At 41.6% G+C, this 25521-nt stretch carries 25 protein-coding genes and 1 tRNA gene; 14 read left to right on the top strand and 12 right to left on the bottom strand.

The genetic code is table 11. From position 1 onward, the window contains the following. The first annotated feature begins 8 nt into the window (after nt 1-8). Nucleotides 9-419, top strand: coding sequence for a Cu(I)-responsive transcriptional regulator (gene cueR, locus I3B46_RS05950; protein WP_014656544.1), 411 nt, complete (start codon nt 9-11; stop codon nt 417-419). On the opposite strand, the gene I3B46_RS05955 is transcribed toward cueR, so the two are convergent. The 5 genes from I3B46_RS05955 to tesA form a co-directional block, all read right to left on the bottom strand. Further along, entirely contained in the window at nt 373-852 is a 480-nt protein-coding gene (locus I3B46_RS05955; RefSeq protein WP_004922378.1) for an NfeD family protein, read from the bottom strand. The genes cueR and I3B46_RS05955 overlap by 47 nt on opposite strands. After that, on the bottom strand, nt 849-1793 hold the full coding sequence (locus I3B46_RS05960) for an SPFH domain-containing protein (RefSeq protein WP_014656542.1): 945 nt from the start codon (nt 1791-1793) through the stop codon (nt 849-851). The genes I3B46_RS05955 and I3B46_RS05960 overlap by 4 nt, the downstream gene beginning before the upstream one ends. Nucleotides 1794-1806: 13 nt before the next feature. Further along, entirely contained in the window at nt 1807-2664 is an 858-nt protein-coding gene (locus I3B46_RS05965) for a co-chaperone YbbN (RefSeq protein WP_014656541.1), read from the bottom strand. Between the two features lie 59 nt (nt 2665-2723). Beyond that, nucleotides 2724-3509, bottom strand: a complete 786-nt coding sequence (locus I3B46_RS05970; protein WP_104872890.1) for an SDR family oxidoreductase — start codon at nt 3507-3509, stop codon at nt 2724-2726. Nucleotides 3510-3577: 68 nt separating this feature from the next. Next, nucleotides 3578-4219, bottom strand: coding sequence for a multifunctional acyl-CoA thioesterase I/protease I/lysophospholipase L1 (tesA, locus tag I3B46_RS05975; RefSeq protein ID WP_036941282.1), 642 nt, complete (start codon nt 4217-4219; stop codon nt 3578-3580). Between tesA and ybbA the strand changes: the two genes are divergently transcribed. From ybbA to I3B46_RS05990, 3 genes are all read left to right on the top strand, one after another. Next, nucleotides 4187-4873, top strand: a complete 687-nt coding sequence (ybbA, locus tag I3B46_RS05980; protein WP_014656538.1) for a putative ABC transporter ATP-binding protein YbbA — start codon at nt 4187-4189, stop codon at nt 4871-4873. The two genes, tesA and ybbA, sit on opposite strands and share 33 nt — an antisense overlap. Beyond that, on the top strand, nt 4870-7317 hold the full coding sequence (gene ybbP / locus I3B46_RS05985) for a putative ABC transporter permease subunit YbbP (RefSeq protein ID WP_104872889.1): 2448 nt from the start codon (nt 4870-4872) through the stop codon (nt 7315-7317). Before ybbA ends, ybbP begins: the two co-directional genes overlap by 4 nt. Nucleotides 7318-7541: 224 nt before the next feature. Then, nucleotides 7542-8906: an esterase-like activity of phytase family protein gene (locus I3B46_RS05990; RefSeq protein WP_104872888.1), complete on the top strand. Its 1365-nt coding sequence runs from the start codon at nt 7542-7544 to the stop codon at nt 8904-8906. 90 nt (nt 8907-8996) lie between these two features. On the opposite strand, the gene I3B46_RS05995 is transcribed toward I3B46_RS05990, so the two are convergent. From I3B46_RS05995 to ppiB, 5 genes are all read right to left on the bottom strand, one after another. Continuing rightward, nucleotides 8997-10247, bottom strand: a complete 1251-nt coding sequence (locus I3B46_RS05995; protein WP_014656536.1) for an MFS transporter — start codon at nt 10245-10247, stop codon at nt 8997-8999. A 102-nt stretch (nt 10248-10349) separates the two neighbouring features. Next, entirely contained in the window at nt 10350-11432 is a 1083-nt protein-coding gene (gene purK, locus I3B46_RS06000) for a 5-(carboxyamino)imidazole ribonucleotide synthase (protein WP_104872887.1), read from the bottom strand. Further along, a complete protein-coding gene (gene purE, locus I3B46_RS06005; RefSeq protein WP_004922352.1) occupies nt 11432-11947 on the bottom strand; it encodes a 5-(carboxyamino)imidazole ribonucleotide mutase in 516 nt (171 codons plus the stop codon). The genes purK and purE overlap by 1 nt, the downstream gene beginning before the upstream one ends. 128 nt (nt 11948-12075) lie before the next feature. Next, entirely contained in the window at nt 12076-12825 is a 750-nt protein-coding gene (locus tag I3B46_RS06010; RefSeq protein ID WP_036941271.1) for a UDP-2,3-diacylglucosamine diphosphatase, read from the bottom strand. Between the two features lie 14 nt (nt 12826-12839). Then, nucleotides 12840-13334 carry a peptidylprolyl isomerase B gene (gene ppiB, locus I3B46_RS06015; protein ID WP_004922346.1) on the bottom strand — a complete coding sequence of 165 codons (495 nt, stop codon included), beginning with the start codon at nt 13332-13334 and terminating at the stop codon, nt 12840-12842. Between the two features lie 409 nt (nt 13335-13743). Between ppiB and cysS the strand changes: the two genes are divergently transcribed. From cysS to I3B46_RS06060, 9 genes are all read left to right on the top strand, one after another. Further along, nucleotides 13744-15132, top strand: coding sequence for a cysteine--tRNA ligase (gene cysS, locus I3B46_RS06020; RefSeq protein WP_036943984.1), 1389 nt, complete (start codon nt 13744-13746; stop codon nt 15130-15132). 726 nt (nt 15133-15858) lie between these two features. Next, on the top strand, nt 15859-16374 hold the full coding sequence (locus I3B46_RS06025; RefSeq protein ID WP_014656533.1) for a fimbrial protein: 516 nt from the start codon (nt 15859-15861) through the stop codon (nt 16372-16374). 70 nt (nt 16375-16444) lie between these two features. Further along, nucleotides 16445-17170, top strand: a complete 726-nt coding sequence (locus tag I3B46_RS06030) for a fimbrial biogenesis chaperone (RefSeq protein ID WP_014656532.1) — start codon at nt 16445-16447, stop codon at nt 17168-17170. Beyond that, nucleotides 17154-17705 carry a fimbrial protein gene (locus I3B46_RS06035; RefSeq protein ID WP_004922332.1) on the top strand — a complete coding sequence of 184 codons (552 nt, stop codon included), beginning with the start codon at nt 17154-17156 and terminating at the stop codon, nt 17703-17705. The genes I3B46_RS06030 and I3B46_RS06035 overlap by 17 nt, the downstream gene beginning before the upstream one ends. A gap of 16 nt (nt 17706-17721) precedes the next feature. Further along, nucleotides 17722-18318, top strand: coding sequence for a fimbrial protein (locus tag I3B46_RS06040; RefSeq protein ID WP_014656531.1), 597 nt, complete (start codon nt 17722-17724; stop codon nt 18316-18318). 5 nt (nt 18319-18323) lie between these two features. Beyond that, entirely contained in the window at nt 18324-19052 is a 729-nt protein-coding gene (locus I3B46_RS06045; protein ID WP_036941264.1) for a fimbrial biogenesis chaperone, read from the top strand. Beyond that, nucleotides 19052-19783: a fimbrial biogenesis chaperone gene (locus I3B46_RS06050; protein ID WP_036941261.1), complete on the top strand. Its 732-nt coding sequence runs from the start codon at nt 19052-19054 to the stop codon at nt 19781-19783. Before I3B46_RS06045 ends, I3B46_RS06050 begins: the two co-directional genes overlap by 1 nt. Before the next feature lie 96 nt (nt 19784-19879). Beyond that, complete coding sequence (locus I3B46_RS06055; RefSeq protein ID WP_014656528.1) at nt 19880-22480, top strand: fimbria/pilus outer membrane usher protein; 2601 nt, start codon at nt 19880-19882, stop codon at nt 22478-22480. Between the two features lie 58 nt (nt 22481-22538). Further along, nucleotides 22539-23648 (top strand): hypothetical protein, encoded by a 1110-nt coding sequence (locus I3B46_RS06060; RefSeq protein ID WP_223854862.1) that lies wholly within the window; start codon nt 22539-22541, stop codon nt 23646-23648. A gap of 464 nt (nt 23649-24112) precedes the next feature. Here I3B46_RS06060 and ybcJ read toward each other — a convergent pair whose 3' ends face one another. Both ybcJ and folD read right to left on the bottom strand, forming a co-directional pair. Then, on the bottom strand, nt 24113-24325 hold the full coding sequence (ybcJ, locus tag I3B46_RS06065; protein WP_014656527.1) for a ribosome-associated protein YbcJ: 213 nt from the start codon (nt 24323-24325) through the stop codon (nt 24113-24115). Nucleotides 24326-24342: 17 nt separating this feature from the next. Beyond that, entirely contained in the window at nt 24343-25200 is an 858-nt protein-coding gene (folD, locus tag I3B46_RS06070; protein ID WP_004922311.1) for a bifunctional methylenetetrahydrofolate dehydrogenase/methenyltetrahydrofolate cyclohydrolase FolD, read from the bottom strand. 188 nt (nt 25201-25388) lie between these two features. Here folD and I3B46_RS06075 point away from each other — a divergent pair. Continuing rightward, nucleotides 25389-25465, top strand: a tRNA-Arg gene (locus tag I3B46_RS06075). The last annotated feature ends 56 nt before the right edge of the window (nt 25466-25521 follow it).

A 25521-nucleotide genomic window follows, 5' to 3' on the forward strand; every position in this document is an offset into this window, starting at 1 on the left:
GGGGTATGATGAATATTAGTGAAATTGCCAAGAAAACCGGTCTTACCGCAAAGGCCATTCGTTTTTACGAAGAAAAAGGTTTAATTACTCCACCTGAACGGGGGGAAAATAGTTATCGCTATTATCAAGATAGACACCTTAATGAATTAGGTCTGTTAAAACAGGCAAAAGATGTCGGTTTTACGTTAGAAGAGTGCGGCGAGTTATTGAGTTTGTTCCGTAACCCAGCAAGACACAGCGCGGATGTGAAAAATACCACAATGGCGAAAATTGCAGAGTTAGAGCAGACAATCGCGAAATTGTCTGCTATTAAAGATACGCTGCAAAACTTAGTGGACGCTTGTCCCGGTGATGAGAATGCAGACTGCCCGATTATTGATCACTTGTCTCGGGGTTGTTGCCATCATGATAAGGCTTAACATGCAGAGTGATCCCATCCACTGAGGTGATGATCACCTCAGTGCCTGCTTTTAAAGGTTGCTCACTGTATGTTCGCCAACTGCCATCGGCTAGGCGTGCGCGGCTAAAACCTTCATCCGTATCGGAAATCAGACGGACTTTAGTGCCAATGAGTTGGTGGCTCTTTTGGTTGACCTCATCTGCTTGTGAGTTTTTACGTAAACTCAACCATTTCCGCCATAATACGGCTGAAAGGATAGTTAAGATAGCAAATAAAATCCCTTGCCATTCCCAACCCAGAAAAGGCAGCACGAAAGTAATGATCGCCACCGCAACAGCGGCGATCCCCGACCATAATAGATAACCACCGGTGCCGAGCAGTTCACCAATCAGCAATAAACCACCAAGGCACAGCCAAAACCATGCAGGTTGAGCGCTGATAAGTTCTATCATGAGTTTTCCTGTTTCTTATTCGAGTGCGTTTTTTTGCTTTCACCGACAAGTTCAGCAATCCCTCCGATAGCGCCCATTAAATTGCTCGCCTCAAGTGGCATCATGATCACTTTACTGTTGTCAGCAGAGCCAATACTTGTCAGTGCCTCGGTATATTTCTGAGCAACGAAATAGTTGATTGCTTGCATATCACCCGCCGCGATAGCCTCAGAAACCATCTTAGTCGCTTTTGCTTCCGCCTCAGCAGCCCTTTCACGGGCTTCTGCTTGTAAGAATGCAGATTGACGATCCCCTTCTGCTTTGAGAATTTGTGACTGTTTTTCACCTTCCGCTTTCAAGATAGCCGCTTGACGAATACCTTCAGCTTCCAGAATGTCGGCACGCTTAGTACGCTCTGCTTTCATCTGCGCATTCATCGCGTTGACTAGCTCTTTCGGCGGCTTAACATCACGAATTTCGATACGGGTGATTTTCACCCCCCAAGGGTTGGTTGCGTCATCCACAATGTGCAGAAGGCGTGAGTTGATGGAATCTCGTTGTGACAACATCTCGTCCAGCTCCATGGAGCCTAATACGGTACGAATATTGGTCATTGTCAGGTTCAAAACAGACAGCTCAAGATTGCTAACTTCATAAGCTGCACGCACTGGGTCAACGACTTGAATAAAACAGACGGCATCGATGGTGACGTTAGCATTATCACGCGAGATAACTTCTTGCGATGGGATATCAAGGACTTGCTCCATCATATTGATGCGACGACCTATTTTATCCATAAATGGCACAATAATATGTAACCCCGGCTGCAATGTTCTGGTATAACGACCAAAACGTTCAACCGTCCATTGATAGCCTTGCGGTACTGTTTTGACACAGGTAAAAACAATAACAATCGCAATAAAAATAATAATCGGTATAGCACCAAACGCGAACAAATCCATGATCATTCCTTATTTAGTAAAGTAATGAATATACTTGTCGGCGATACTTACTGGCCATCGCATCTCCTGTTCCCATTGCCGACATAATATCCATCATTGTTTTTTTCACGGCGCCATCTCCAGCGCTGAGGTCTTTTTTCAAGAAGCTAAATAGCATTTCTAAAGCTTCTTCATTGCGATTCACTTCATGTAATTTTAATGCCAATTGCACAGCTAGCTCGGCATTGTCTGAGTCAGCATCAAATTCTTGTTGTAATTGCTGGATCTCTGGCGTATCCGCCGCTTGTCTGAGCAACTCAATTTGTGCCACTAACCCTTGATAGCGGCTATCTTGGTCCTGCATCGGAACCGATGTCAGTGTTTTTTCTGCCTCATCCACAAGATTCAGACCGATCTGTGTTTCTGCTAATAACAGGGTGATATCACTGTTTTTCTCATTAAGCTGATGCGCTTCTTTAAGTAACGGTAGCGCTTCCTGAGGTTTCCCCTCAGCAATCAACTCTGCTGCTTGTGCGGCTTTCAACTCTTCTGGACTAGGCAATACGCGCGAAAGCATCTCTAATACGACTTCTTCGGGTTGAGGGCCTTGGAAACCATCAACAGGACGACCTTCTTGCAGAATATAAACGGTTGGTATTGCTCTAAGACCAAATTGAGCTGCAACATTTTGCTCTACGTCACAATTGACGCGCGCCAACATAAACAGACCCGCATAGTCATTGGCAATTTTATCGAGAGTCGCACCAAACTCTTGACAGTGCGGGCTTTGTGCAGACCAGAAGTAGAACATAACTGGCATCTGCATGGATTGTTCTACAACTTGGTGTAAATTTTGTTCATTAACATCCACGATTTGGGCAAAAGATTGCATAAAATATCTCTTTTAAATAAGTTTTTAATACTCTAAAGGTGGGGCTATTTTATTTTTTTTCAAGCCTTTTTTCCCTGACCTGCCAGTATTTTATCCATCAAGTAATCCGGTAGCAGCCGTTTCAGTATGCGAACTATGACGGTGAGCAAAGTGACTGAATAACGGATACGTGGACGAGGGCTTTCAAGGGCATGTACCAATTTTGCGACCACATGTTCTGGCGTTAAGGTAAAACGTTGTGCAATTCCTGGGTTTTTAACCGGATTATCTTGCTGTGTTTGCGCCACATTACTGGTGAAATTGGTATGGATGGGGCCTGGTTCAATTAAACTGACATGGACACCCGTGCCTTTTAGCTCCAAACGGAGCGCATCGGACCATGCCTCTAACGCATATTTACTCGCTGCATAGGCACCACGACCCGGCGTTGAAATAATTCCCATTACCGAGCTAGTTTGTACGATACGCCCCTCATGATGAGCTAGCATGGCTGGAAGCAAGCGCAAGGTCAATTGGTGTATTCCGAAAAAGTTAGTCGAAAATTGAGACTCTAATTGCTGGCGGTTAATACTCGTTAGCGCGCCGTACACACCAAAGCCGGCATTATTGAATAAGCCAAAAAGGCGCCCTTGGCATAGCGTCAATACCTCATCGGCAGCGCTATCTATGCTATGGCTATCATCGAGGTCGAGTACAACAGTATCGAAGCCTAGTCCTTTTAGGTGCAAAACATCAGCTTCTTTACGGCAGGCAACTATCACATGATAACCTCGTTTGCGAAGTGTTTGGGCGGCACAAAAGCCAATACCGCTAGAAGCACCGGTGATAAATACCGACTTTTGCATAACTTTACCTACCTATAGGCTCAAATTGATATAAAAACTGCTTTACAATTACCCACTTATTTATTCTTTTAATTTGCTGAAGAAGTTAAATAAGGGAGTAATTGTTTTTCCATAAAATCAGCGATAGAAGGTTGAGCTTCTACAGTTGGGTGAATACCATCTTGTTGGATCCACTCAGGTTTAGTAATGATGGTTTCCATATAAAAAGGCAGTAGTGGAACCGCGTTTTGTTGTGCAAGTGCAGGATAAACATTTTCGAAACTAGAAGTATAACGCTTACCGTAGTTCGGCGGTATACGAATTTGCATTAAAAGCGGTTTCGCACCGGACTGCGTTATTTGTTCAATAATTTGTTGTAGTGTGTTCTCCATCTGTTTAACAGATAGCCCTTGCAAACCATCGTTTGCACCTAACTCGATCAATACCCAATCGGGTTTGTGTTGTTCAAGTAAGGCAGGAAGGCGCTCTAGCCCTTGGGCTGAGGTGTTTCCACTAATGCTACCGTTAATGACAATAACGGGTGGCGACGATTTCTGCCAACGTTCGGCAAGGAGTGAAGCCCATGCTTGCTCTGCCGGTAAGCGATAGCCTGCACTGAGGCTGTCACCAAGGATTAACAGTTTTGTGGCTGCGAGTGCTTGCCCACTTGCGACAAATAATAGGAGAAATACCAGTAAATGTCGGCGGAAAATATTCTTGAAGTTCATCATCTCATTAAACGTGTTGGTCAAGGGGAACATGAACTCACTATATTGCAAGGTGTTGAACTAATTGTCGAGTCCGGTCAAACAATTGCATTAATTGGCGAGTCTGGTTCTGGTAAGTCGACTTTATTAGGCATTATTGCCGGTTTAGATGATGGTAGCAGTGGCAGCGTTAGCCTATTAGGGCACGAATTGACCCAAATGGATGAAGAACAACGCGCTTATTTGCGTGCCCAGAGTGTGGGCTTTGTTTTTCAATCTTTTATGTTGATACCAACACTTAATGCCCTCGAAAATGTGCAATTGCCTGCTCTATTGCGAGGTGAGCCAGAGTCACAGAGCTATCAACAAGCAGCCGCCTTGCTTTCTGAACTTGGGTTAGGCCATCGCTTAAAACATATGCCGGCGCAGTTATCTGGAGGTGAACAGCAGCGCGTTGCATTAGCAAGAGCATTTAATGGGCGGCCTAAAATTCTGTTTGCCGATGAGCCAACGGGAAACCTTGACCGACATACTGGCGATAAAATCGCCGATCTTCTATTTTCCATGAACAAAGAGCATGGCACAACATTGATCCTTGTGACACATGATAACGAATTAGCTGCCCGTTGCCAGCGTCGCTTACGACTGGTAGATGGTGTATTGAGGGAAGAAGCATGATTTGGCGTTGGTTTTGGCGTGAGTGGAAAACGCCATCACTTCTGATCGTCTGGCTGGCGCTGACTTTAGCCGTCGCTTGTGTGCTTGCTTTAGGGCGTATTAGTGACCGTATTGAAAATAGCATGAGCTACCAAAGCCGAGAGCTATTAGCGGGTGACTTGGTGTTGCGCTCCTCTTATCCCAGTGATCCTGAGTGGTTGCAACAAGCAGAAGCGATGGGGCTAAAACTAAGCCAACAAATGTCGTTTTCTACTATGGCTTATTCGACGGCTGATGAAGATTTACGTCCACAATTAGTGCTGGTTAAAGCCGCAGATCAGGCTTATCCACTTTATGGCGAGCTTATCACTGAGCCAGCCGGACTTCGACCAACCAAAGGGGAAATTTTAGTTGCCCCTCGCTTGTTGGAATTACTTAACTTAAAAATTGGCGATAACATCGATATTGGCGACGCGACCCTAAAAGTTGCTGGAACATTAGTCCAAGAGCCGGATAGCGGCTTTAACCCATTCCAAATCGCTCCGAGAGTACTTATCTCATTAGAAGATGCTGAATTGACAGGCGCCGTACAGGTGGGGAGTCGATTAACCTATCGAGATATGTTTGCTGGAGAAACCGCCACAGTTGATGCTTTTGAATCTCAGTTTGATGGGCAATTAAGAACGGATCAACGTTGGTTTACGTTAAAAGAAAATAGTGGGGCGGTAGGAAAAACTTTCCAGCGGGCGCAGCAATTTTTATTACTGTCGGTATTGCTGACATTGTTGCTAGCAATAGCGGCGGTGGTGGTATCGATGACTCACTATTGCCGTAGCCGCCACCAATTAGTTGCTGTACTTAAAACCTTGGGTGCAGGGCGCTCGGCGTTACAAAAATGGATAATAGGCCAGTGGTTGGCTATTTTGATAGCCGCAGCCTTGCTAGGGTCGCTACTAGGGCTAGCTTTTGAAGGTATTTTAATGCAAATACTCGGTGCAATGCTGCCGAAAGCGTTACCTTCTGCCAGTTTATGGCCATGGGTTTGGGCGATTGGAACTTTGTTTGTGATTGCTATTCTCGTGGGGATTCGTCCTTATCGTCAGTTAATTGCAACGCAGCCATCACGGGTATTACGTGAAGATGCTAACTCACCTGTTTGGCCATTACGTTACTATTTACCTATTGTCACCTTAATTGTTGTTGGTGGGTTATTTCTGTTTACAGGTGTGAACCCACTATTATGGTCGATTTTAGTGGGCATCGTGATCGTCGCTATTTTATTAGCTTTGATTGGTTGGTTAGGGTTATGGGTACTACGCCAATTTAAGTTTAAGCAATTAAGCTTACGGCTTTCGGTGAGCCGTTTATTGCGTCAACCTTTACAAACGGTCTCGCAAATGAGTGCCTTTTCACTCTCATTTATGCTGTTAGCCCTGTTGCTCCTAGTCAGAGGGGATTTATTGGATAGGTGGCAGCAACAACTGCCAGCGGATAGCCCTAATTACTTTTTGATCAATATGAATGAATCGCAGATTAAACCTGTAACGGAGCTAATTGTGCAACACCAAGTGAAGCCGACGGAGTTTTATCCTGTGATCTTAGCGCGTTTATCAGAGATAAATGATAGCTCAGCGATAGAGTGGGCGGACGAGCGTGATCCAAATAATAATACCGTGCGACGCGAGCTGAGCCTAACATGGCGAGCTAAACTACCGGAAGCCAATGTGGTTGATGAAGGCACTTGGCCGCCTAAAGACGGTGAGGTCTCTATCGAGCAAACCGTCGTGAAACAATTAGGACTTAAAATCGGAGATAAACTCACTTTTAATGCCGGCGCTCAGGTATTTAGTGCAACAGTCACTAGTATTCGTACTGTTGATTGGGAAAGTTTGCGACCAAACTTCTTCTTTATCTTTGCTGAAGGAACATTAAAAGATGTGCCTGCAACATGGATGAGCAGTTTCCATTATGATGGCGACGGTAAGCTACTGACAGACTTAAGTCGTCATTATCCAACCATCAATGTATTGGATACAGGGGCATTAATTACTCAAATACAACAAATCCTTCAACAGGTCAGCCAAGCACTGGAAGTGATGGTCGTGTTGGTGATCTTTTGTGGCCTACTGTTGTTATTAGCGCAAATTCAGGTTGGTATGAGTCAGCGGGAGCGTGAGTTAGTGGTCTATCGTACCTTGGGGGCAAGCCGGAAACTGATGCGTAAAACCTTATGGAGTGAGTTTGCGCTATTAGGGCTAATGGCTGGATTAGCTGCTGCCTTTGGTGCTGAGGTCGCTTTATGGTTACTGCAAACTCGCGTGTTTGATTTCCCTTGGCAGCCTGAATGGTCAATGTGGTTACTATTACCATTATGTGCAGCCCTATTACTGTCTATTTGTGGTAGTTGGTTAGGATTAAGATTGCTAGGAACAGGCAATCAGCATCGTCGCATGCCGAATAATTAATCGCATTGATATACCACACAACAACCTTTCAACGCCCAGATCGCAGATAACATGTGATCTGGGCTATTTCCTATTTAGCCGCGAATTTTATTTCTTTGAAAAATAGCTTGTTACTTGCCCTAGTTGAATAAAATAACTGTCTTATATCTATCACTAAACTGTCATCAATGCTGTTTATGATCCTATGGTCAACAAATGATTAACTATTTGATAGGAATATAATAATGCAGCATCGCCGCACCATAAAATTGCGCTCTTTATCATTACTCGCGACATTGATTACTTTTTCTACCACGGGATACGCACAACAAGAAGTTTCAGCAACATTAGCAGGGCACGCGGTGTTACCTGTGAATTCGACGATATCTGCCCCAACGGATGCAGCGAAAGATTTACAAAACAGTGGTAAATACACGACGGGAAGTCGTATTGAGACATTGGGAAGCGTTGAAGGGAAGTCAGCCGATCGCCCGACAGGCATGCATGTTCCCATTAAAGGGCAGCCATTACAAGGGCACTCAGGCATCAAACGTATGTCAGATGGCACTTATTGGGTACTGACTGACAATGGCTACGGCAATAAAGTTAACTCACCTGATTCAATGCTGTATTTAACTCAATACGACATCGACTTTAAAACTGGAAAAGCAACGCCATTAAAAACGGTTTTCTTTCATGATCCCGATAAAATCATTCCGTTCCATATTATTAATGAAAGCACGGATAAGCGTTATTTAACCGGAAGTGATTTCGACCCTGAAAGCTTCCAGTTTGCCGATGGCGCATTATGGATTGGAGAGGAGTTTGGCCCGTATTTGATTAAGATGGATCTGAATGGCAAGGTGCTTGCTCTCTTTGAAACGTACGTTGATGGGAAAAAGGTCGTGTCACCAGATCATTATCAAGTGACAACACCGGCTAAGCCAAGCGATAGCGTCAGCTTTCAAGTGAACCGTTCAAAAGGTTTTGAGGGGATGGCCTCATCGCCAGATGGTAGCAAACTCTATCCAATGCTCGAAGGCGCATTGTGGGATAGCGAAAAACAAGATTATGAGAGCGTAGAAGGGAAACGGGCTGCACGCATTCTTGAATTTGATGTGAAAAAACAACAATGGACGGGGCGTAGCTGGTTATATGTTTTTGAAGATAATCAAAATGCCATCGGTGATTTTAATATGATTGACGATACTCATGGCTTGATTATTGAACGTGATAATGGCGAGGGAACCGCCGATAAAGCTTGTGCAGAGGGGGCTACGGATACCCAACATTGCTTTAGTCATTTAGCTAAATTTAAGCGAGTTTATCGGGTTGAATTTTCCGATAAAAACCAAGGTAAGCCAGTTAATAAGCAAGCCTATGTAGACTTAATGAATATTAAAGATCCTGAAGGCGTCGCGAAGAAACCATTGAATAATGGCGTATTTACCTTCCCATTCTTTACAATTGAAAATGTGGATGTTGTCGACGGTGAACACATCATTGTTGGCAACGATAATAATTATCCATTCTCATCCAGTCGCGAACCGAACCAAGCGGATGATAACGAATTTATTTTATTGAAAGTGCCTGCGTTGTTAAATCCTTAATTTCCTTGTCTATATTGATTTTGCTCGGGGAGTAGCCCGAGCTTTTTTATTTATCGCCAATTGTAAACATCGTGATTTTTACCGCCACCATTATTTTTTAGCGGATAACTCAGGCGGCTTCATCATTAATGTAAACATTAGCACCACAATAACGGGAGCCACAATAATAAGAAATGCCGGCGTGAAACTGTGCGTATAATCTTTAATAGCACCAGCAATAAAGGGGGCTAAGCAAGCGAGGGTCGATAGCAAATTAACGACAGAAAATAACTCTAAATAGGGGCCTCTGCCAAAATAGTTCGATAATAATACGCTAGATGCTAAGAAAGTCATGCCATAGCCGATACCAACACAGAGCACAAACAGTATTAACCATAACCAAGAGGTGGCGATACTGAGAGAAATAACCCCAATGATCATAATAATCAAACTACCAATTAACAGTTTTTTCGGTTCCAACCATTCGCCCGCCGCACCGCCAATAAAGCGTGAAAATGCGTTCACAAATGCCATGGTACTGAGTAATGAAACAGCTACGGTGATCCCAAAACCACGCTCTTCAATATGAGCGACGGCAAAACTGTTTACTGTAATACCGCACCATAAAAATGAGGTATAGGTTGCTGCGATTAAATAGAATTGCCAAGTACGTAGCGCACGGCGTACTGTCCAAACTTCTTTGGTGCGATAAATAGGTTTGCTAACATCACTGACCTGTTTTTGTACCACGCTTTTAGCGTGTTCACGTTCGCGTTGACCTTCGCGTAAGACCAAAATAGTCAGCAGTGTGACAATACCGAGATAAAGCGCACAGAGTACCCAGTGCATACGCCATGACCCTAACTGGTTTGACGCATAGAAATAGATCCAAGGCCCCGCGACGCCCCCTAATCCCCCGATGGTAAAATAGAGGCCAAAAGCGAGAGACTGTTTTTCAAATAGGCGAGAAAGAACATAGGTTCCCGGAACGGTCGCGAGTAGAGTAAAGCCTATACCTATCAGGGCAGTACCGAGAAAATAGCGACTGATGGTTTCGGTCGAATAGAGGCTATAAAACCCCGCGATAAAGACGAGAGCACCGAGTAAAAGGGTGAGGCGAACGCCGATTTTACGGATCAGGACAGACGGAAGAAAACTGGCTAAACCACAAGTCAACCCCAATAACGTGAAACCAAACCCTGCCTCTGTCCAACTCCATTGCAGTTCCTCAATCATACTGGGGAGAACAACACCTAACGAGGTAAAGGTTGTCGCGGTGGCTAAAAAATAGACCATCCCTAACAAAATGAGGATACTCCACTGATAAAGTGGGCTAAACAACGGGGAATTTGAGGCTACCATGTCAACTCCGGTCACTCTGCCTGTTTTTTGCACAAAAAAGACAGCGATATAAACGCAAAATGCCCGAAAATATCGGGCATCGTATCGCGCTATTTTCCCTGTTTATTGGGCATAGTACCAGTTTAATTTTGCTTTTGCCCATTCAATGCCACTTTTGTACTCATTTGGTAACATATCGACGAGTGCGTCTAATGTATCAGCAAGCATTGACGGAGCATTATGCGTGAGATTTAAATGACCAACCTTGCGGGCTGGGCGTACTTCTTTTTCATACCAGTGTAAGTGTACGAGTGGTAGGCTGAGCCAGTGTGAGTTGACATCAGTACCAATCAAATTAACCATAACGGATGGACTAAACACTTCTGGTGATGGCATTGGTAAATCTAAAATAGCCCTCAAATGTAGCTCAAATTGGCTAATAGAGGCACCATTTTGAGTCCAATGGCCGCTGTTATGCACGCGAGGAGCAAGCTCATTGATGAGTAACTTATCACCAACCACAAAGCATTCCATTGCCATCACGCCAACATAATCTAACTCATCCATTACTGTACTCAACATGGATTGTGCTTGTTTTTGCTGTGAGTTATCTGCCTTCGGAAACGCTACGCTGGTACGTAAAATCCCTTCTTGATGTAGGTTATGGGTAATCGGATAAAACACACTCTCACCAGCACGGTTACGTGCGCCAATGACTGAAACTTCGGCATCAAAAGGGATACCTTGTTCGACAATGCACTCCCCGTAGATTTCATCGGGCAGGCTGGCTTCATCACCAGGGCGAACACGCCATTGACCGCGCCCATCATAGCCACCAGTCCTACGTTTAACTATCAAAAAATCGCCAAGTGTTGAGAATAACTCAGGCCATTGATCTTTGGATTCAAGACAGGCCCAAGGAGCGGTTGCTAGGCCCAATGAATCAAATAGACTTTTTTGGGGAAACCTGTCAGCTAGGCGAGGGAAAATATCGCGATTAATAAATGCATTATGGCGGGCCAATTCTTTGGTCAGTGGTGTCTCAGGCCAGCGCTCAATTTCTGCAGTAATGACACTTTGTTGATAGGGAACGGCTTCTGGCTCGGCATCTAAACCAACAGGAAACACCGCGATACCAAGTGGTTCACCTGCTTGGCGTAACATTCTTCCTAATTGACCATTACCAAGGACACAAACAGGTTTCATTACGCCTCCCGAGGGTCTGGGTTGTTCAACACGTCATTAGTTTGACTTTCGCGCCAAGCCGATAGGCGTGTTAATAAGGCTGTGTCAGTGTTTGCTAAAATTTGCGCTGCCAATAATGCCGCATTTGCTGCTCCAGCTTTGCCAATTGCTAATGTGCCAACAGGAATGCCTTTTGGCATTTGCACAATAGAATAGAGACTATCGACACCGCTTAAAGCCGCACTTTGCACAGGAACACCTAATACAGGAACCAATGTTTTCGCAGCTAGCATCCCCGGCAAATGTGCCGCGCCACCTGCACCAGCAATGATCACATCAAAGCCATTTGCTTTTGCTTTTTCAGCAAAGGAGAATAATTTATCAGGCGTACGGTGTGCTGAGACGATTTCAACGTGAAAGGGCACTTGCAGCTCAGTTAAAACATCCGCCGCATGTTGCATAGTTGACCAGTCACTTTTAGAACCCATAACAATGGCGATTTTAGCCGCAGATTGTGCAGATACTTGGGCAGTCATTTGATGTGATCCTGTGGTTAATAAACTTTCACCGTGAGGTGGGAAAAATAAATTACCTCGATCATATCATGGTAAAAGGGGAAGGAAAACGTTTGCGTGGTTAAAATATCAGCAGACAGACTGGGGGTTTAAGAGCGAGTCGAGTGTGTCTCAGGCTCGAAAGGGAAAAAAATAAGTTCGATACCTTGTTCGTTAATCACAAATGCGGAGCCTTCATGGTGCCATGCTCCTAATACACCACGATAGCAGCACTTATCACCAACCTTCACTTCATGAATAGCAGGACGATGTGTATGCCCATGGATCATCCAATCAGCTTGGTAATTTGTTAAGGCGTTAATCACCGCTTGTGGGTTGACATCCATGATTGATTCGGCCTTCATACTGCTGGCGTATTGGCTGTTTTGGCGCATTTTTTCTGCTATCCGCCGGCGAATAAACAGCGGTAGGGCTAAAAATAGGCGTTGGATCCAAGGCGTATGCACTTTTTTACGGTAATTTTGATAAGCCTGATCATCAATACACAGTGTATCACCGTGTAAAATGAGTACGCGTTTACCATAAAGCTCCAGTAATGTTTCTTGGTTGAGTATAGTCATACCACATTGTTTGGCATAACGTTTCCCAAGTAAAAAGTCTCGATTACCATGGATAAAGTAGCAGGGAATGCCTCGCTCAGTGAGCATTGTTAGGGCATTGGCGACTTGCTGGTGGAGTGGGGTTTTATCGTCATCACCAATCCAGTAATTGAAAAAATCACCGAGTATATAGAGGCTATCGGCATGAATTGCTTGCTGATGAATAAAATTCATAAAACCGGCGGTGATCGCCGGTTCATCTTCACTCAAATGCAAATCTGCAATGATATAAGTGGACATATTGTTGAGTCGAATTATTCGCTAACAGTCACTTTTTCGATCACAACATCTTCGCGAGGAACGTCTTGGTGGAAACCGCTGTTTCCTGTTGCAACGCCTTTGATTTTGTCAACAACGTCCATGCCTTCTACAACTTCAGCAAAGACACAATAGCCCCAGCCTTCAGGACGTTCTGAACGGAAGTTAAGGAAGTCGTTATCAACAACGTTAATGAAGAACTGTGCTGTCGCTGAGTGAGGATCGTTGGTACGTGCCATAGCAAGAGTACCACGCGTATTTTTTAAGCCATTGTTAGCTTCGTTTTTGATTTGTGCTTTTGTTGCTTTTTGTTTCATGCCTGGCTCAAAGCCGCCGCCTTGGATCATGAAACCGTCAATGACTCGATGGAAAATGGTATTATTGTAAAAACCTTCACGGCAATAGCTTAAAAAGTTTTCGACAGTAACAGGGGCTTTATCGTCAAAAGTCTTAATAACAATATCACCGTGATTGGTATGAAAAGTAACCATAATAGCTATCCTGAATAATTGTTTTATTGCGCCTTCTTATGAAGGCGTTGTTGTCAGAAAGTTTATATCACAGATGAAACCTGACTTGAAGTCACAGTCTGGTTTGTAAAAGCAGCGAGTGATAAAAATAGACAGGTAAACACTATGGTTAAACCTTGCATTATTGCAATGTTCAGGTTTCAATATCACTCTATTTAACAGGTTGATACCTTATTATTGAGATACCCCTTATAGCTTGAGCGAGTAATACGCTAAATAATTCAAGGTGTAACAGGGCGGCAACAGACTAGTCGGCTAGGCATAGGCAATATGTATGGCTAGCGTTAAAGGCAGTCGCCGTTTGTGTTGCGGCTTGAATCAAGGTAAGCCAGTAAGGAAAAACACGTACACATTAAACGGAATAGTTCAGATGCTACAGATTTTTAATACACTGAGTCGTCAAAAAGAAGAGTTTAAACCCATTCATCCAGGGAAAATAGGGATGTACGTGTGTGGTATCACCATTTATGACTTGTGTCATATTGGTCATGGTCGAACCTTCGTCGCTTTCGATGCGATTAGCCGCTACTTGCGCTATTTGGGATATGACCTGAATTATGTGCGTAATGTAACAGATATTGACGATAAAATTATCAAACGTGCAGCTGAAAATAATGAAACCGTCGATTCGCTGACAACACGGATGTTAGCTGAGATGCATAAAGATTTTGATGCATTAAATATTTTACGCCCAGACAGTGAGCCGCGAGCCACCCAGCATATTGATGAAATTATCGAAATCACCGATCTGCTTATTAAACGAGGTCACGCTTATGTGGCAGATAACGGTGACGTGATGTTTGAAGTCAAAACGGATAAAAATTATGGTCAATTGTCTCGCCAAGACCTAGAGCAACTGCAAGCTGGCGCACGTGTTGAAGTTGCTGATTCAAAACGTAATCCGATGGACTTCGTTCTTTGGAAAATGTCAAAAGAAGGCGAGCCTAGCTGGGAATCACCATGGGGGTTAGGTCGCCCTGGTTGGCACATTGAATGTTCCGCGATGAATAGCAAAGCATTGGGTAACCATTTTGATATTCACGGCGGTGGTTCGGATTTGATGTTCCCACATCATGAAAACGAAATTGCGCAATCATCTTGTGCTCACGATGGTCCTTATGTGAATTATTGGATGCACTCAGGAATGGTGATGGTTGATCGTGAAAAAATGTCTAAGTCACTGAATAATTTCTTTACTATCCGTGATGTGCTTGAGTATTACGACCCTGAAACGGTGCGCTATTTCTTGCTATCTGGTCATTATCGTAGCCAACTTAATTACACTGAAGAGAATTTGAAACAAGCACGTACAGCCTTAGAACGTTTATATACTGCCTTACGGGGTACTGATAAATCAGTCGCCCCAGCGGGTGGTGAAGTCTTTAAAAAACGTTTTGAAGATGCCATGAATGATGACTTCAATACACCTGAAGCTTATTCCGTACTGTTTGATATGGCGCGTGAAATCAACCGACTGAAGTCAGAAAATAAGGTTGCAGCCAATGAATTGGCCTCTGAGTTACGTAAATTAGCGGGTGTGCTTGGTTTACTTGAGCAAGACCCGGAAGCCTTTTTACAAGGTAATGCTCAAGGTGAAGGCGACGAAGAAGTGGCTAAAATTGAAGCGTTAATTAAACAGCGTAATGATGCTCGTAAAAATAAAGAGTGGGCATTGGCTGATGCAGCCCGTGATGAACTGACTGCAATGGGAATCGTATTAGAAGATGGTGCTCAAGGAACAACTTGGCGCCGTAAATAGTCTTATCTTTATTTAAAATCAACCCGTTAAAATTTGAGTAGATAGCACTCAATCATTTTAACGGGTTTTATTATATCTATCGATATTCAACAGCTAGCCCTATTATTAGCGCAATAAGTCAAATTTTTATCGATTCAGCTTAATAGATTAGCTGAATTAAACTTTATGCGGTATCACATATTAATTATCTTTATATTTATAAAATAGAGATAGAAAAAAACAGCGTTATTTTGGGAGTAAACGCAAGGTTGGTCTTTTTGCGACTATCATAATAAGTGTATTTTGGATAAGTTGTATTTTATAATAATTAATTATTTTTAACTTTTTTAATAAATAACAGTTATTGTCATCTAACGATAATAAGTATTAACACCTAATTGAAATAAAAAACTACCAATGGAATCTAATATAAATTTATATTCTAATTTCGTGTTTAATATTTAGTCGTTATGGGTTTTGTTGCTTGTTTTTTCGCTTTAAGTGTTTTTACTATATTATTTTAAATAAAAACTTAGATTTATATAAAGGTAAAAATAATATAATGACGTGATATTTTTCAATTATTAAAATTGTAGGTATTTACATACTTTTATTTTTATCTATTATTCTGATGAGTAGGAATAAACTCCTATTCTTGTTTTAAATTGATTTTTTATTTCTTTATTTTGTATTTGTTGTGGGGTCTATTTAGGCTCTATTAATCACTACTTGTTCATGAGGTATATCATGGCTTTTAAAACTAAGTTAATTACAGCGATGTTATTTACCGGTGTCAGCCTAGGTGCTGTTGCTGGTAGTAATAGTGACAATATTACACTTAATGGTGTAATTACGGCGGTAACTTGTAATGTGACTGCTAATGGTGGTAATTCAGTATTTTATGTAGGTAAATTTGCTCAAGATACCTTTAGTCCAAATGTACAAAACGGTGATACTCCACTTGTCGTACAATTAGATGCGTGTGACAAGGCATCCGATAAAGGTGCACTGTATGTACAAGGCACAACGGCTACTTCAAATACTGCAAAAAATATCTTCATTGGTGAAAGTTCAACCGTTGGCTTTATGCTGCAAGAAGAGGGTAAAACCGATCAAGTTGTTGCAAACAAAGCAATTCCTGTGACTGTTTCTGATACTGCACCAATAACGTATACCTTCAAAGTTGGTATGGGTACAACGGATGCCTCGCCTGCTGTTGGTGCCTATTCAGCGCCAATTATTATTTCTTACGCATCTGAGTAATTAATAATATTTGAAGCGCAGAGCCCTGCGCTTCATTTTATCGTTTAAGGTGAATTATTAGGATAGGGAAATGATAGTAAAAGTATTTAGAGTTATCGGAACCATATTATTATTACTGAGTACAACTTCAGCAATGGCGGGGATCGTGCTGCATGGAACTCGTATAATTTATAATGAAAGTCAGGATAATGTAGGGGCTAATATTACTATCAAAAGTGAAGATAATTCGAATACTCCTTATTTAGTTCGTACGCAAATTTACCGTGATGTACAGGGGCAAATAGCGCAAAATAATTTTATCACCACACCTTCAATGTTCCGTTTAGAACCGAGTGACTTGAATCAAGTTAAAATTCTAAAAGTTAAAAATGACTTACCTAAAGATCGTGAGTCTATTTTTTATTTTAGAGCAATAGCGCTACCTGCAACGGATAGGTTAGATAATAACTCTACCCCCAAATTAGCAGGCTCATTGCAAATCGCAACGGGAAACACAATAAAATTATTCTATAGACCTGTTCAGTTTTCTGTCAGCCAAAAAGAGGCAATGGGCTTATTGAAGTTCTCTTTGCAAAATAATGGCTTAAAGGTGACCAATCCGACACCTTATTATATTACGCTCAGTGAAATCAAAGTGGGCAATAAGCTCGCTAAGCTGGAGCCTAAATTAGGTAATACCATGATTTCGCCTTTTAGTGACATGCTGTATCAAGATATTCACCAAAAAGGCAAAGTACAGTGGAGCGCAATCAATGACTTTGGCGGAAAGGATCAATTCGATGGTTGGGTTCAATAAGTCTTCCTCGATCTTTTTTGTGCTGATGCTAACTAACATTGGCCAATTATATGCGGTAGGTACTGCAGAAGTTGATTTGTCGGCTTCCTTAGTCGATGGTAGTTGTTCCATTGAATTATCAGATAAGGCGCTACATTTTAAGCCTTATTCGGTTGCTAGTTTCCCAACAGCAAAAACAACAGTTGAAATTCAACCTATTTCAGCAAAAGTGACCTGTGAAGGGGGAAATACCACACCGTTATTAACATTAAAAGGCATAACGCCTTATAGCGGTAATAATCAAGTTTTTTTAGACAGTACGCCTAATGGCACAGGGTTTATGATCCAGCATGGTAAAAAAGAGCTTGGATTAAATGATTTCTATAATGGTGACGCGCTAGAAAATCAAGGAAAACAGGTGGCTTTAACACCGCTAAATTCATCGAACCAATTTTCAAGTACCGAGTATTTTGGGATTGGGCTTGTAAGCGTGGATAACACAGTTACCCCTGATTTTTTAAAAGCCAATATTACATTTACCGTTCTTTTTCAGTGAAAAGTAAGGGGCCACTGTGCAGAATTTTTTTACATTGTATAAGAAATTAAAGCGGGTGACGCAAATTAGCTTGATGATACTGACATTGAGTTATTTACCCTTAGCAAAGGCTGCACCAGTTCAAATAAATTTTTCAGCTGAATACTTTCAAGGCACATGTGAAATTAGCGTTAGTCATCCAGTTATTGCGTTTAATAATGGCGCTAATATTTCGACCTCTCAGGTTAAAAATGGTACAGCTAAACAAGAAAAATTTACCTTAGACTTTATTGATTGTGATAGTAAAGGGTTAACACACTATACGCCGAAAATTAAAGTTACGGGGGAAAGCAAAACCCTTGGTGGGCGTCATCTATATGTGAACTCAGCAAGCTCAACTACTAAAGGGTATGGTTTTTTACTTAGTACTGAAGGAAATACTTATTTCAAGAAAAATACTAATGTAGCCGAAACAGGATTAATTAATGCTAATTGGGTGGCAGAAAGTCCATTATCAATATTGAATAAAACCAAAATACCATTTACGGCAACAATTTCATGCGGGAATTGTAGTGGCGAATTACAAGCTGGGAAATTACACAGCACCGTAACTTTTCAATTTCTTTATGACTGAAAACGATGATGAAATATTTCTTAGCTTTATTAACATTATTGCTTAGTTCTCTATTTAATAGCGCTATTGCGGATGGCGGTGTGTTATTGAATCAAACGCGTGTGATCTTTTTAGAGACCGATAAAAACACAAAAGCAACGATTCAAAATCGTAGCAATAATACCTATTTAATTAAAGTTAATGCACTTATTTCACCTGATAGCTTAGAAAAGGCTCCCTTTTTAGTAAATCCACCATTATTTAGAATGGAGCCACAAAGTCAAAATACGGTAGTGATTGTTCCTAATCAGATAAAGCATCTACCTAAAGATAGGGAATCGGTTTTCTATTTAAGCTTTTTAGCAATACCGAGTATACCTAAGGAAGGATTAAGTGAGGAGAGTGATAATTACTCACAAGTCTCTTTTGGTTTGCAAATGGTGATTAAACTATTTTATCGCCCTGAAAGTATTATCAAGGGTGTAAATTCGTCAGCATCACAACTCACTTTTCAACAAAAAGGAAATGTTTTAGTTGTAAATAACCCAACAGCCTATTTTCAGACCTTTTCTTCGTTAAAGGTGAATGGACAACAAATTGATAATCAAAATAATGGAATGATGGTTGCACCGTTTTCGGAAATAAAATATCACATCAACCAAAATGCTAAAGAGGTAACTTGGCGAGTTGTTAATGATTTTGGTGGAGAAAGCCGAGAGTATCATTATTTAATGGGTCATACGGAGAAAAAATAATGAGACGCTCATCATGGTTTACTTTGTTTATTTTTCATTGCTTCTGGTTATTTTCTCTTTCATCTTATGGGCAAAATATGGTGAAGCATGATGGCATTGCCATGCAATCGACAAGGGTCATTTATCCAGAGTCTGCGAAAAAAGGTGTACCCTTTAAAGTGACTAATTACAGTAATATGGCTTATTTATTGCAATCTCAAGTTGTAAACCCAAATGATGATGGACTTAATAAGCCTGATTTTATTGTTTTGCCGCCATTAGAAAAAATAAATGAAAAAGACGCGGTCGTATTAATGATTAAATCAATTAATCATAAAATGCCGCAAGATCGTGAGTCACTATTTATTCTTAACATTAAGGCGATACCTAATCAGAAAAAAGAAACAGGCCATACAGGAAAGTCACAAATGATTATTGCGACACAGAATCATTTAAAACTTTTTTATCGCCCAAGTGGTTTACCCAAATATGGTACTGATGAAATATCAAAAAAAATAGTTTTTTCTCGTGATAAGGACTCTTTAATTGTTAAAAATCCAACACCTTATTATGTCACTTTTTATTCAATAAAAGTGGGCAATCAAGATGTTGACTCTTTATCTCTATTTGAAATGGTTCCACCTATGGGGCAACAGCGGTATCCATTACCTGAGAATATTAAAGGTGAGCTTGAATGGAGTTTAATTGACCAAGATGGTGGAGTAACACAGCAATATACGCGTTTATTGTAATTATTTCAGAACTCGTTATTGAAATGAATATAAGTAAAAAAGAGCACTTACTGCTTTAGGCTTAATTTTGCTATTGATAAGTCAATGGATATAAATATGAATAGAAATAAGCACACACTACCTGCTTGCGTAAGTCCAGCTAAGTTTACATGGCATCCTATTGCGTTGTGCTTGATGTTAAGCATTCACTCCGCTACCGCAGAAGATTATTTTGATCCTGCTTTTTTACAAGCAATGGGAGAAACCGATCAAGTTGATTTATCCGTGTATTCTAAAAAAGGGAGTATTGCTCCGGGTGAATATCTCGTTTCTGTTTATATTAATAAGGTCGGTATTGGGCAACTTCCAATTACATTTAAGGAAAATAAACAAGGCGTTGTTTCTCCAGTATTAACACCTGAGCTACTAGAAAAACATGGCGTTAATATTAAGCAACTTCCTACAACAAAGGATTTGCCGTTAGATTACCCGATTGATAATTTGCCGGCTTTGATCCCAGATGCATCAACACATTTTGATATTTCTATTCTAGAACTTGAAATCAGTATTCCGCAGATAGCAATGAAATCGAGCCATACTGAGGTACTCGATCCTGACTTATTGGATTATGGGATCCCGGCACTTATTGCGAATTATAATTTAAGTTATGGGCATACTGAAAATAGTTCACGGTATAGCTCAGATAGAAAAACCGATAACTTCTTTGCAACAGTAAGAGCTGGTTTGAACGCGGGGGCATGGCGTTTACGGAGCACGATCACCCATAGCCAAATAAAAACGGATGGTGGTGATAACCAAGATAATAACCAGCACTATACCCGTTTTACGAATACATATTTATACCGCGAATTATTCCCACTGCGCTCTGTGCTGTTAGTTGGTGAAAATAATACGGGGAGTGATGTTTTTGATAGTGTTCCTTTTCGCGGTATAAAATTGAGTTCTAGCGAAGAGATGCTACCAAGCCAGCTACGGGGCTATGCTCCACCCATAGAAGGGGTTGCGAATAGTAATGCAAGGGTAACCGTTCGCCAAAATGGGAATATTATCTATGAAACCTATGTCGCTCCAGGTGCTTTTTACATCAATGATATTCAAGAAGCAGGGCTTTCAGGTGACTATGATGTCACTATCACTGAGGCAAATGGTACTGAACGGAAGTTCATTGTGCCTTACTCATCATTACCTGTCATGCTAAGGCCCGGTGGCTGGAAATATGAAGTTACGGTTGGACGTTATGACGGTAATGTGACGAATCAATCCCGCGAGGCCGATTTTTTATTAGGAACGGCTGTTTATGGGTTACCTTATGACACCACAGTTTATGGTGGTGTATTAGCTGCTGAAGATTACCAAGCTGCAAACGTAGGAACGGGTATTTCACTAGGCAACGTAGGTGCCATTTCTCTTGATATCACGGCTTCTGCTGCAAAATTAAATCACAACTCACGGAAAACGGGGCAGTCTTATCGCCTTCGTTACTCGAAAAGTATGATGAATACGGGAACCTCCGTAGATCTCACCGCATTACGTTATTCAACACGTAACTATTATAATTTTAGTGAATTTAACTCTGAAGGTTATCAGCTTGAAGACGGGGTTTACCCGTGGTCAATGCAAAGACGGCGTAGTAGTTTCCAAACTCAAGTCAGCCAGCGTATGGGAGAATGGGGAACAATTTACCTTCGAGCTACGCGTGATGATTATTGGGGAAGCTCTAGAACCCAAACTGGAGGTTCGATTGGCTACAGTAATAGCTATAAAGGGATAACTTATGGCAGTAACTTTACTATTGATAGGGTTAAAGATGATAACGGAAATTGGCCTGAGAATAGACAAATTTCCTTTAACATAAGTATTCCATTTAGTGTATTTGGTTATTCAGATTCCTTACAGTCTATTTATTCTACTAGCTACTATACACGCGATAACAATGGTAAATCGCAAATTCAAACTGGGATAAATGGTAGTTTGATGGATGGTGATTTTACCTATAGCGCTTCTCAAAGTTGGGAAAATAAAGATGGCGCTAATAGCAGTAATATTAATGCTGGTTATCAAGGAAGTAAGGGAAGTATTACCGCGGGGTATAGTTATAGTAGCCAGATGAAGACATTTAATATGAACGCAAATGGCGGCATGCTGCTCCATTCCGGCGGACTTACACTGACAAAAAATATGGGGGAATCAGTCGCATTAGTTTATTTACCGGATGCACCGAATGTCAGTATTAATAATGGTTCCTCTTACTCTGATTGGCGAGGTTATGGTATAGCTCCTTATCTTTCTGACTATAAGAGAAATAGTATCAGTATCGACCCAACAACATTACCTGATGATGTCGATGTTGCTCAAACAAATATCAATATTTATCCGAGTAAGGGCGCAGTTGTTCCGGTTAAATTTGCGACAAAACGAGGGTATCAAGTGTTAATGACGTTGATTAAGAATAATGTCAATGTGCCGTTTGGTGCGATAGCTAGCTTACAAAATACGTCAGATAGTTATAGCAGCATCGTTGGTGATTCAGGGCTGGTTTATTTAACAGGATTACCTGAAAAAGGAAAATTATTGGTTAAATGGGGGGAGTCTACAGAAAAACAATGTGAAGTTCGCTTCGATTTAGCCAATATCGAGTTAGAGGCAGACCAACCAATACGCCAAGTAACTTATACATGTACCCCTGTGAAATTATAAAATAGATTAAGGTATTTGCCTGACCATGAAATATTATTATTTTAAATATAAAACCATGATGAGTTCAGTGTTTAATAAATATATGACTAGCACAGTCATTGCCTTTGGTTTTATCCATCCAGTCGCGTTGGCTGCAAATTTTAATGCGATGCCTGGCCAAGAGATTATTTCACTTGGTAATGTGAACGCCGAAATAACCCTAACAAAAATTAGTGCCGTAAATTCATCTAGCGCGATTAGGGCCGATGGTTTTGGTATTAATACATCTTCTTCTAAGGTTGATTGCTTACCAAGCTCGTATGAAATGACGGTGGGTAAAATGAAAGGTTATAGGGTAGATCAGGACATAATTATTGGTTTTCGTAGTACAAATGCAACAGGGGTTGCGTCGGTTGGAGCAGGTGCGAGCACATCAGGACCTTTTCATGATGTTACTGTAAAAGGGGCGTGGGATAACTACGGTAATTATACACCGTCACCAGTACAAAATGCGTCGACCATGTGGTGTGGCTCTGCTTGGCCTGAAGCAACTCAGCATCAATGGAATACGAATAGGAAAAATAATAAGGCATCAATACGAGGGGAGTTATTTTTATATGTTGGTAATAATGCAAAGCCTGGCTCTTATACGTTACCGAGTCTTTATCTTATAAAATCAGCTTCATCGGGTGATTTGGTCTCCCATCTAATTTTTCCGAGCGGAACAGTGACGGTCAGTTATCCACCTTGTTCCATTTCAACGCCGACAGAAGTCTCATTTGATACGAGAAAAGGGCTTCCCGTTATCAATCCAACATCTTCAATTAGTGTGAATTGTGGTGCTAATGACGGGCGAGCTTTCCAAATTGCTATTTCAGGCCAGCCTGTTGCCCCATCAACTGCCGTCGGAAATCATGCAATTAGCTTACACTATAGTGATGGCACAATCGGGGGATTAGTGCGCGGCTATATTGGCAGTAATGCGGCAGCAGATGCAGTAGGCTGCGTGGATAGGACTTCAAGTATCCCTTTTTCAGTCAATAATCAAGGGTTAAATTTCATGCAAATAGGTGCACAAACCGCAAGCTCTTCACAATCTCAGCCGTTGGTGTGGTCGCTATGTCCTAATAAGACGGAAAAACCAGGGAAAGCAACCGGCGCAGCGCAGCTTGATATAATTTTCAAATAAAAATAAGTAAGATAAAAAAGTCCCCCATTGAAGGGGGAAAACAGAAGTATATTAATTGTTATCATAATCAAGTAGGAGTTGCTATTAGGTGTGGTTGTTGCACCTCTTACAAACTTGCTTTTCGATAATGGCACACAGTGCAGCAGAAAGGCAATATAGGTATAGGCGGTTATTATCACATTTCGAGACTAAATAATTCTTGGGCTATTAATTTCTTAAATTAATCATCTAGTTTAGGAAGAATAGTTTATTGGAATAGAGTGCAAATATTTCTCCTAATTCGGATGTCGGTCACAGATAAGTTATTCAGTTATAGCTCGTTGGTGGGGTAAAGCTTACTCGCCTTCATTTTAAGATGAGATTGAGATGAGCCGACTCGGTGGTAAGTGAGAGAGAAAAGTATGTTAATAGAGAAAATGGCGGTAAAAGTAAGCTGATCTGCACATCAGCTTACTTGTTGGTATTTAGTCTTGAACTTTGATTTTTTGGTCGCCCATAGAAACTACTTTTCCTGCCGCGATTTTGCAACGCTTGCGAGTTTCTATTACGCCATCAACTTGCACTAAGCCTTCAGCGATCATGGCCTTAGCCATTGCCCCGCTTTCTGCCCATCCTTCTATTTTGAGCAAATCACACAATTCTATGTGTGGGTGGCCTTCAAGCCTGAAAATATCCATGACAGCTCCTGATTTCATTAAATATCGTGATACTCTTCGCACGCTTGCAATGTATTTTGGATCAGTGTGGCTACCGTCATCGGGCCAACACCACCAGGTACAGGGGTGATCCAAGAGGCATATTTGGAGGCCTCATCAAAGTCTACATCACCGGTGACTTTACCATTTTCAAGGCGGTTGATGCCAACATCAATCACGATAGCACCCGGTTTAACCCATTCACCCGGAATAAAATTCGGTTTTCCTACTGCAACAACTAAAAGATCGGCATTGCGAACGTGTTGCTCAAGATCTTTTGTAAAACGGTGAGTCACGGTGGTTGTACAGCCAGCAAGTAGCAGCTCCAAGCTCATAGGGCGACCAACAATATTAGATGCACCAATGATAACGGCATTTAGCCCATAGGTGTTAATACCGTAGCGGTCGAGCAGGGTAACAATCCCTCTTGGTGTGCATGGGCGTAGACGTGGTGCGCGTTGGCATAAACGGCCGACATTATAAGGGTGAAACCCATCAACGTCTTTATCTGGGTGAATGCGCTCAATAACTTTAACGTTATCGATGCCCGCCGGCAGAGGTAACTGAACTAAGATACCATCGATTTCAGTATCTTGGTTTAAATCATCGATCAGTTTTAGAAGCTCTGCTTCAGTTGTTGTATCAGGCAAATCATAAGAGCGAGATAGGAAACCCACTTCTTCACATGCACGGCGTTTGCTGCCGACATAAATTTGTGAAGCCGGGTTTGCACCGACTAAGATAACAGCAAGGCCTGGTGCGCGTTTGCCCTGTTCTATACGTTGTTGGACTTTTTGGGCAACTTCCTGCCGAATTGTCTGCGCAATCGTTTTCCCATCAATAATTTTTGCTAACATCTGTGACTTAATCCATATATGAGACTTGGGGATGTGCCTATTTTGTCAGAAGTTAGCGCCAATGTCAGTTCAATCTGTAACATAAAATGAGCAGATAGTTATTTTAGTAGAGAAAAGCCATTGACTCAGCGCGTAGCAACCGTATAATTCAACGCCATCAACCGTATAGGTTGCCGCATTTCTCTTATGCGCCCTTAGCTCAGCTGGATAGAGCAACGGCCTTCTAAGCCGTAGGTCACAGGTTCGAACCCTGTAGGGCGTACCATTTCGAAGTCAATAGACATCAACTGATGTCTTTTTTTATGCCTAAAATTCAGTGAA

This window comes from Providencia sp. 2.29 (assembly GCF_015832305.1).
GTDB lineage: Bacteria > Pseudomonadota > Gammaproteobacteria > Enterobacterales > Enterobacteriaceae > Providencia > Providencia stuartii.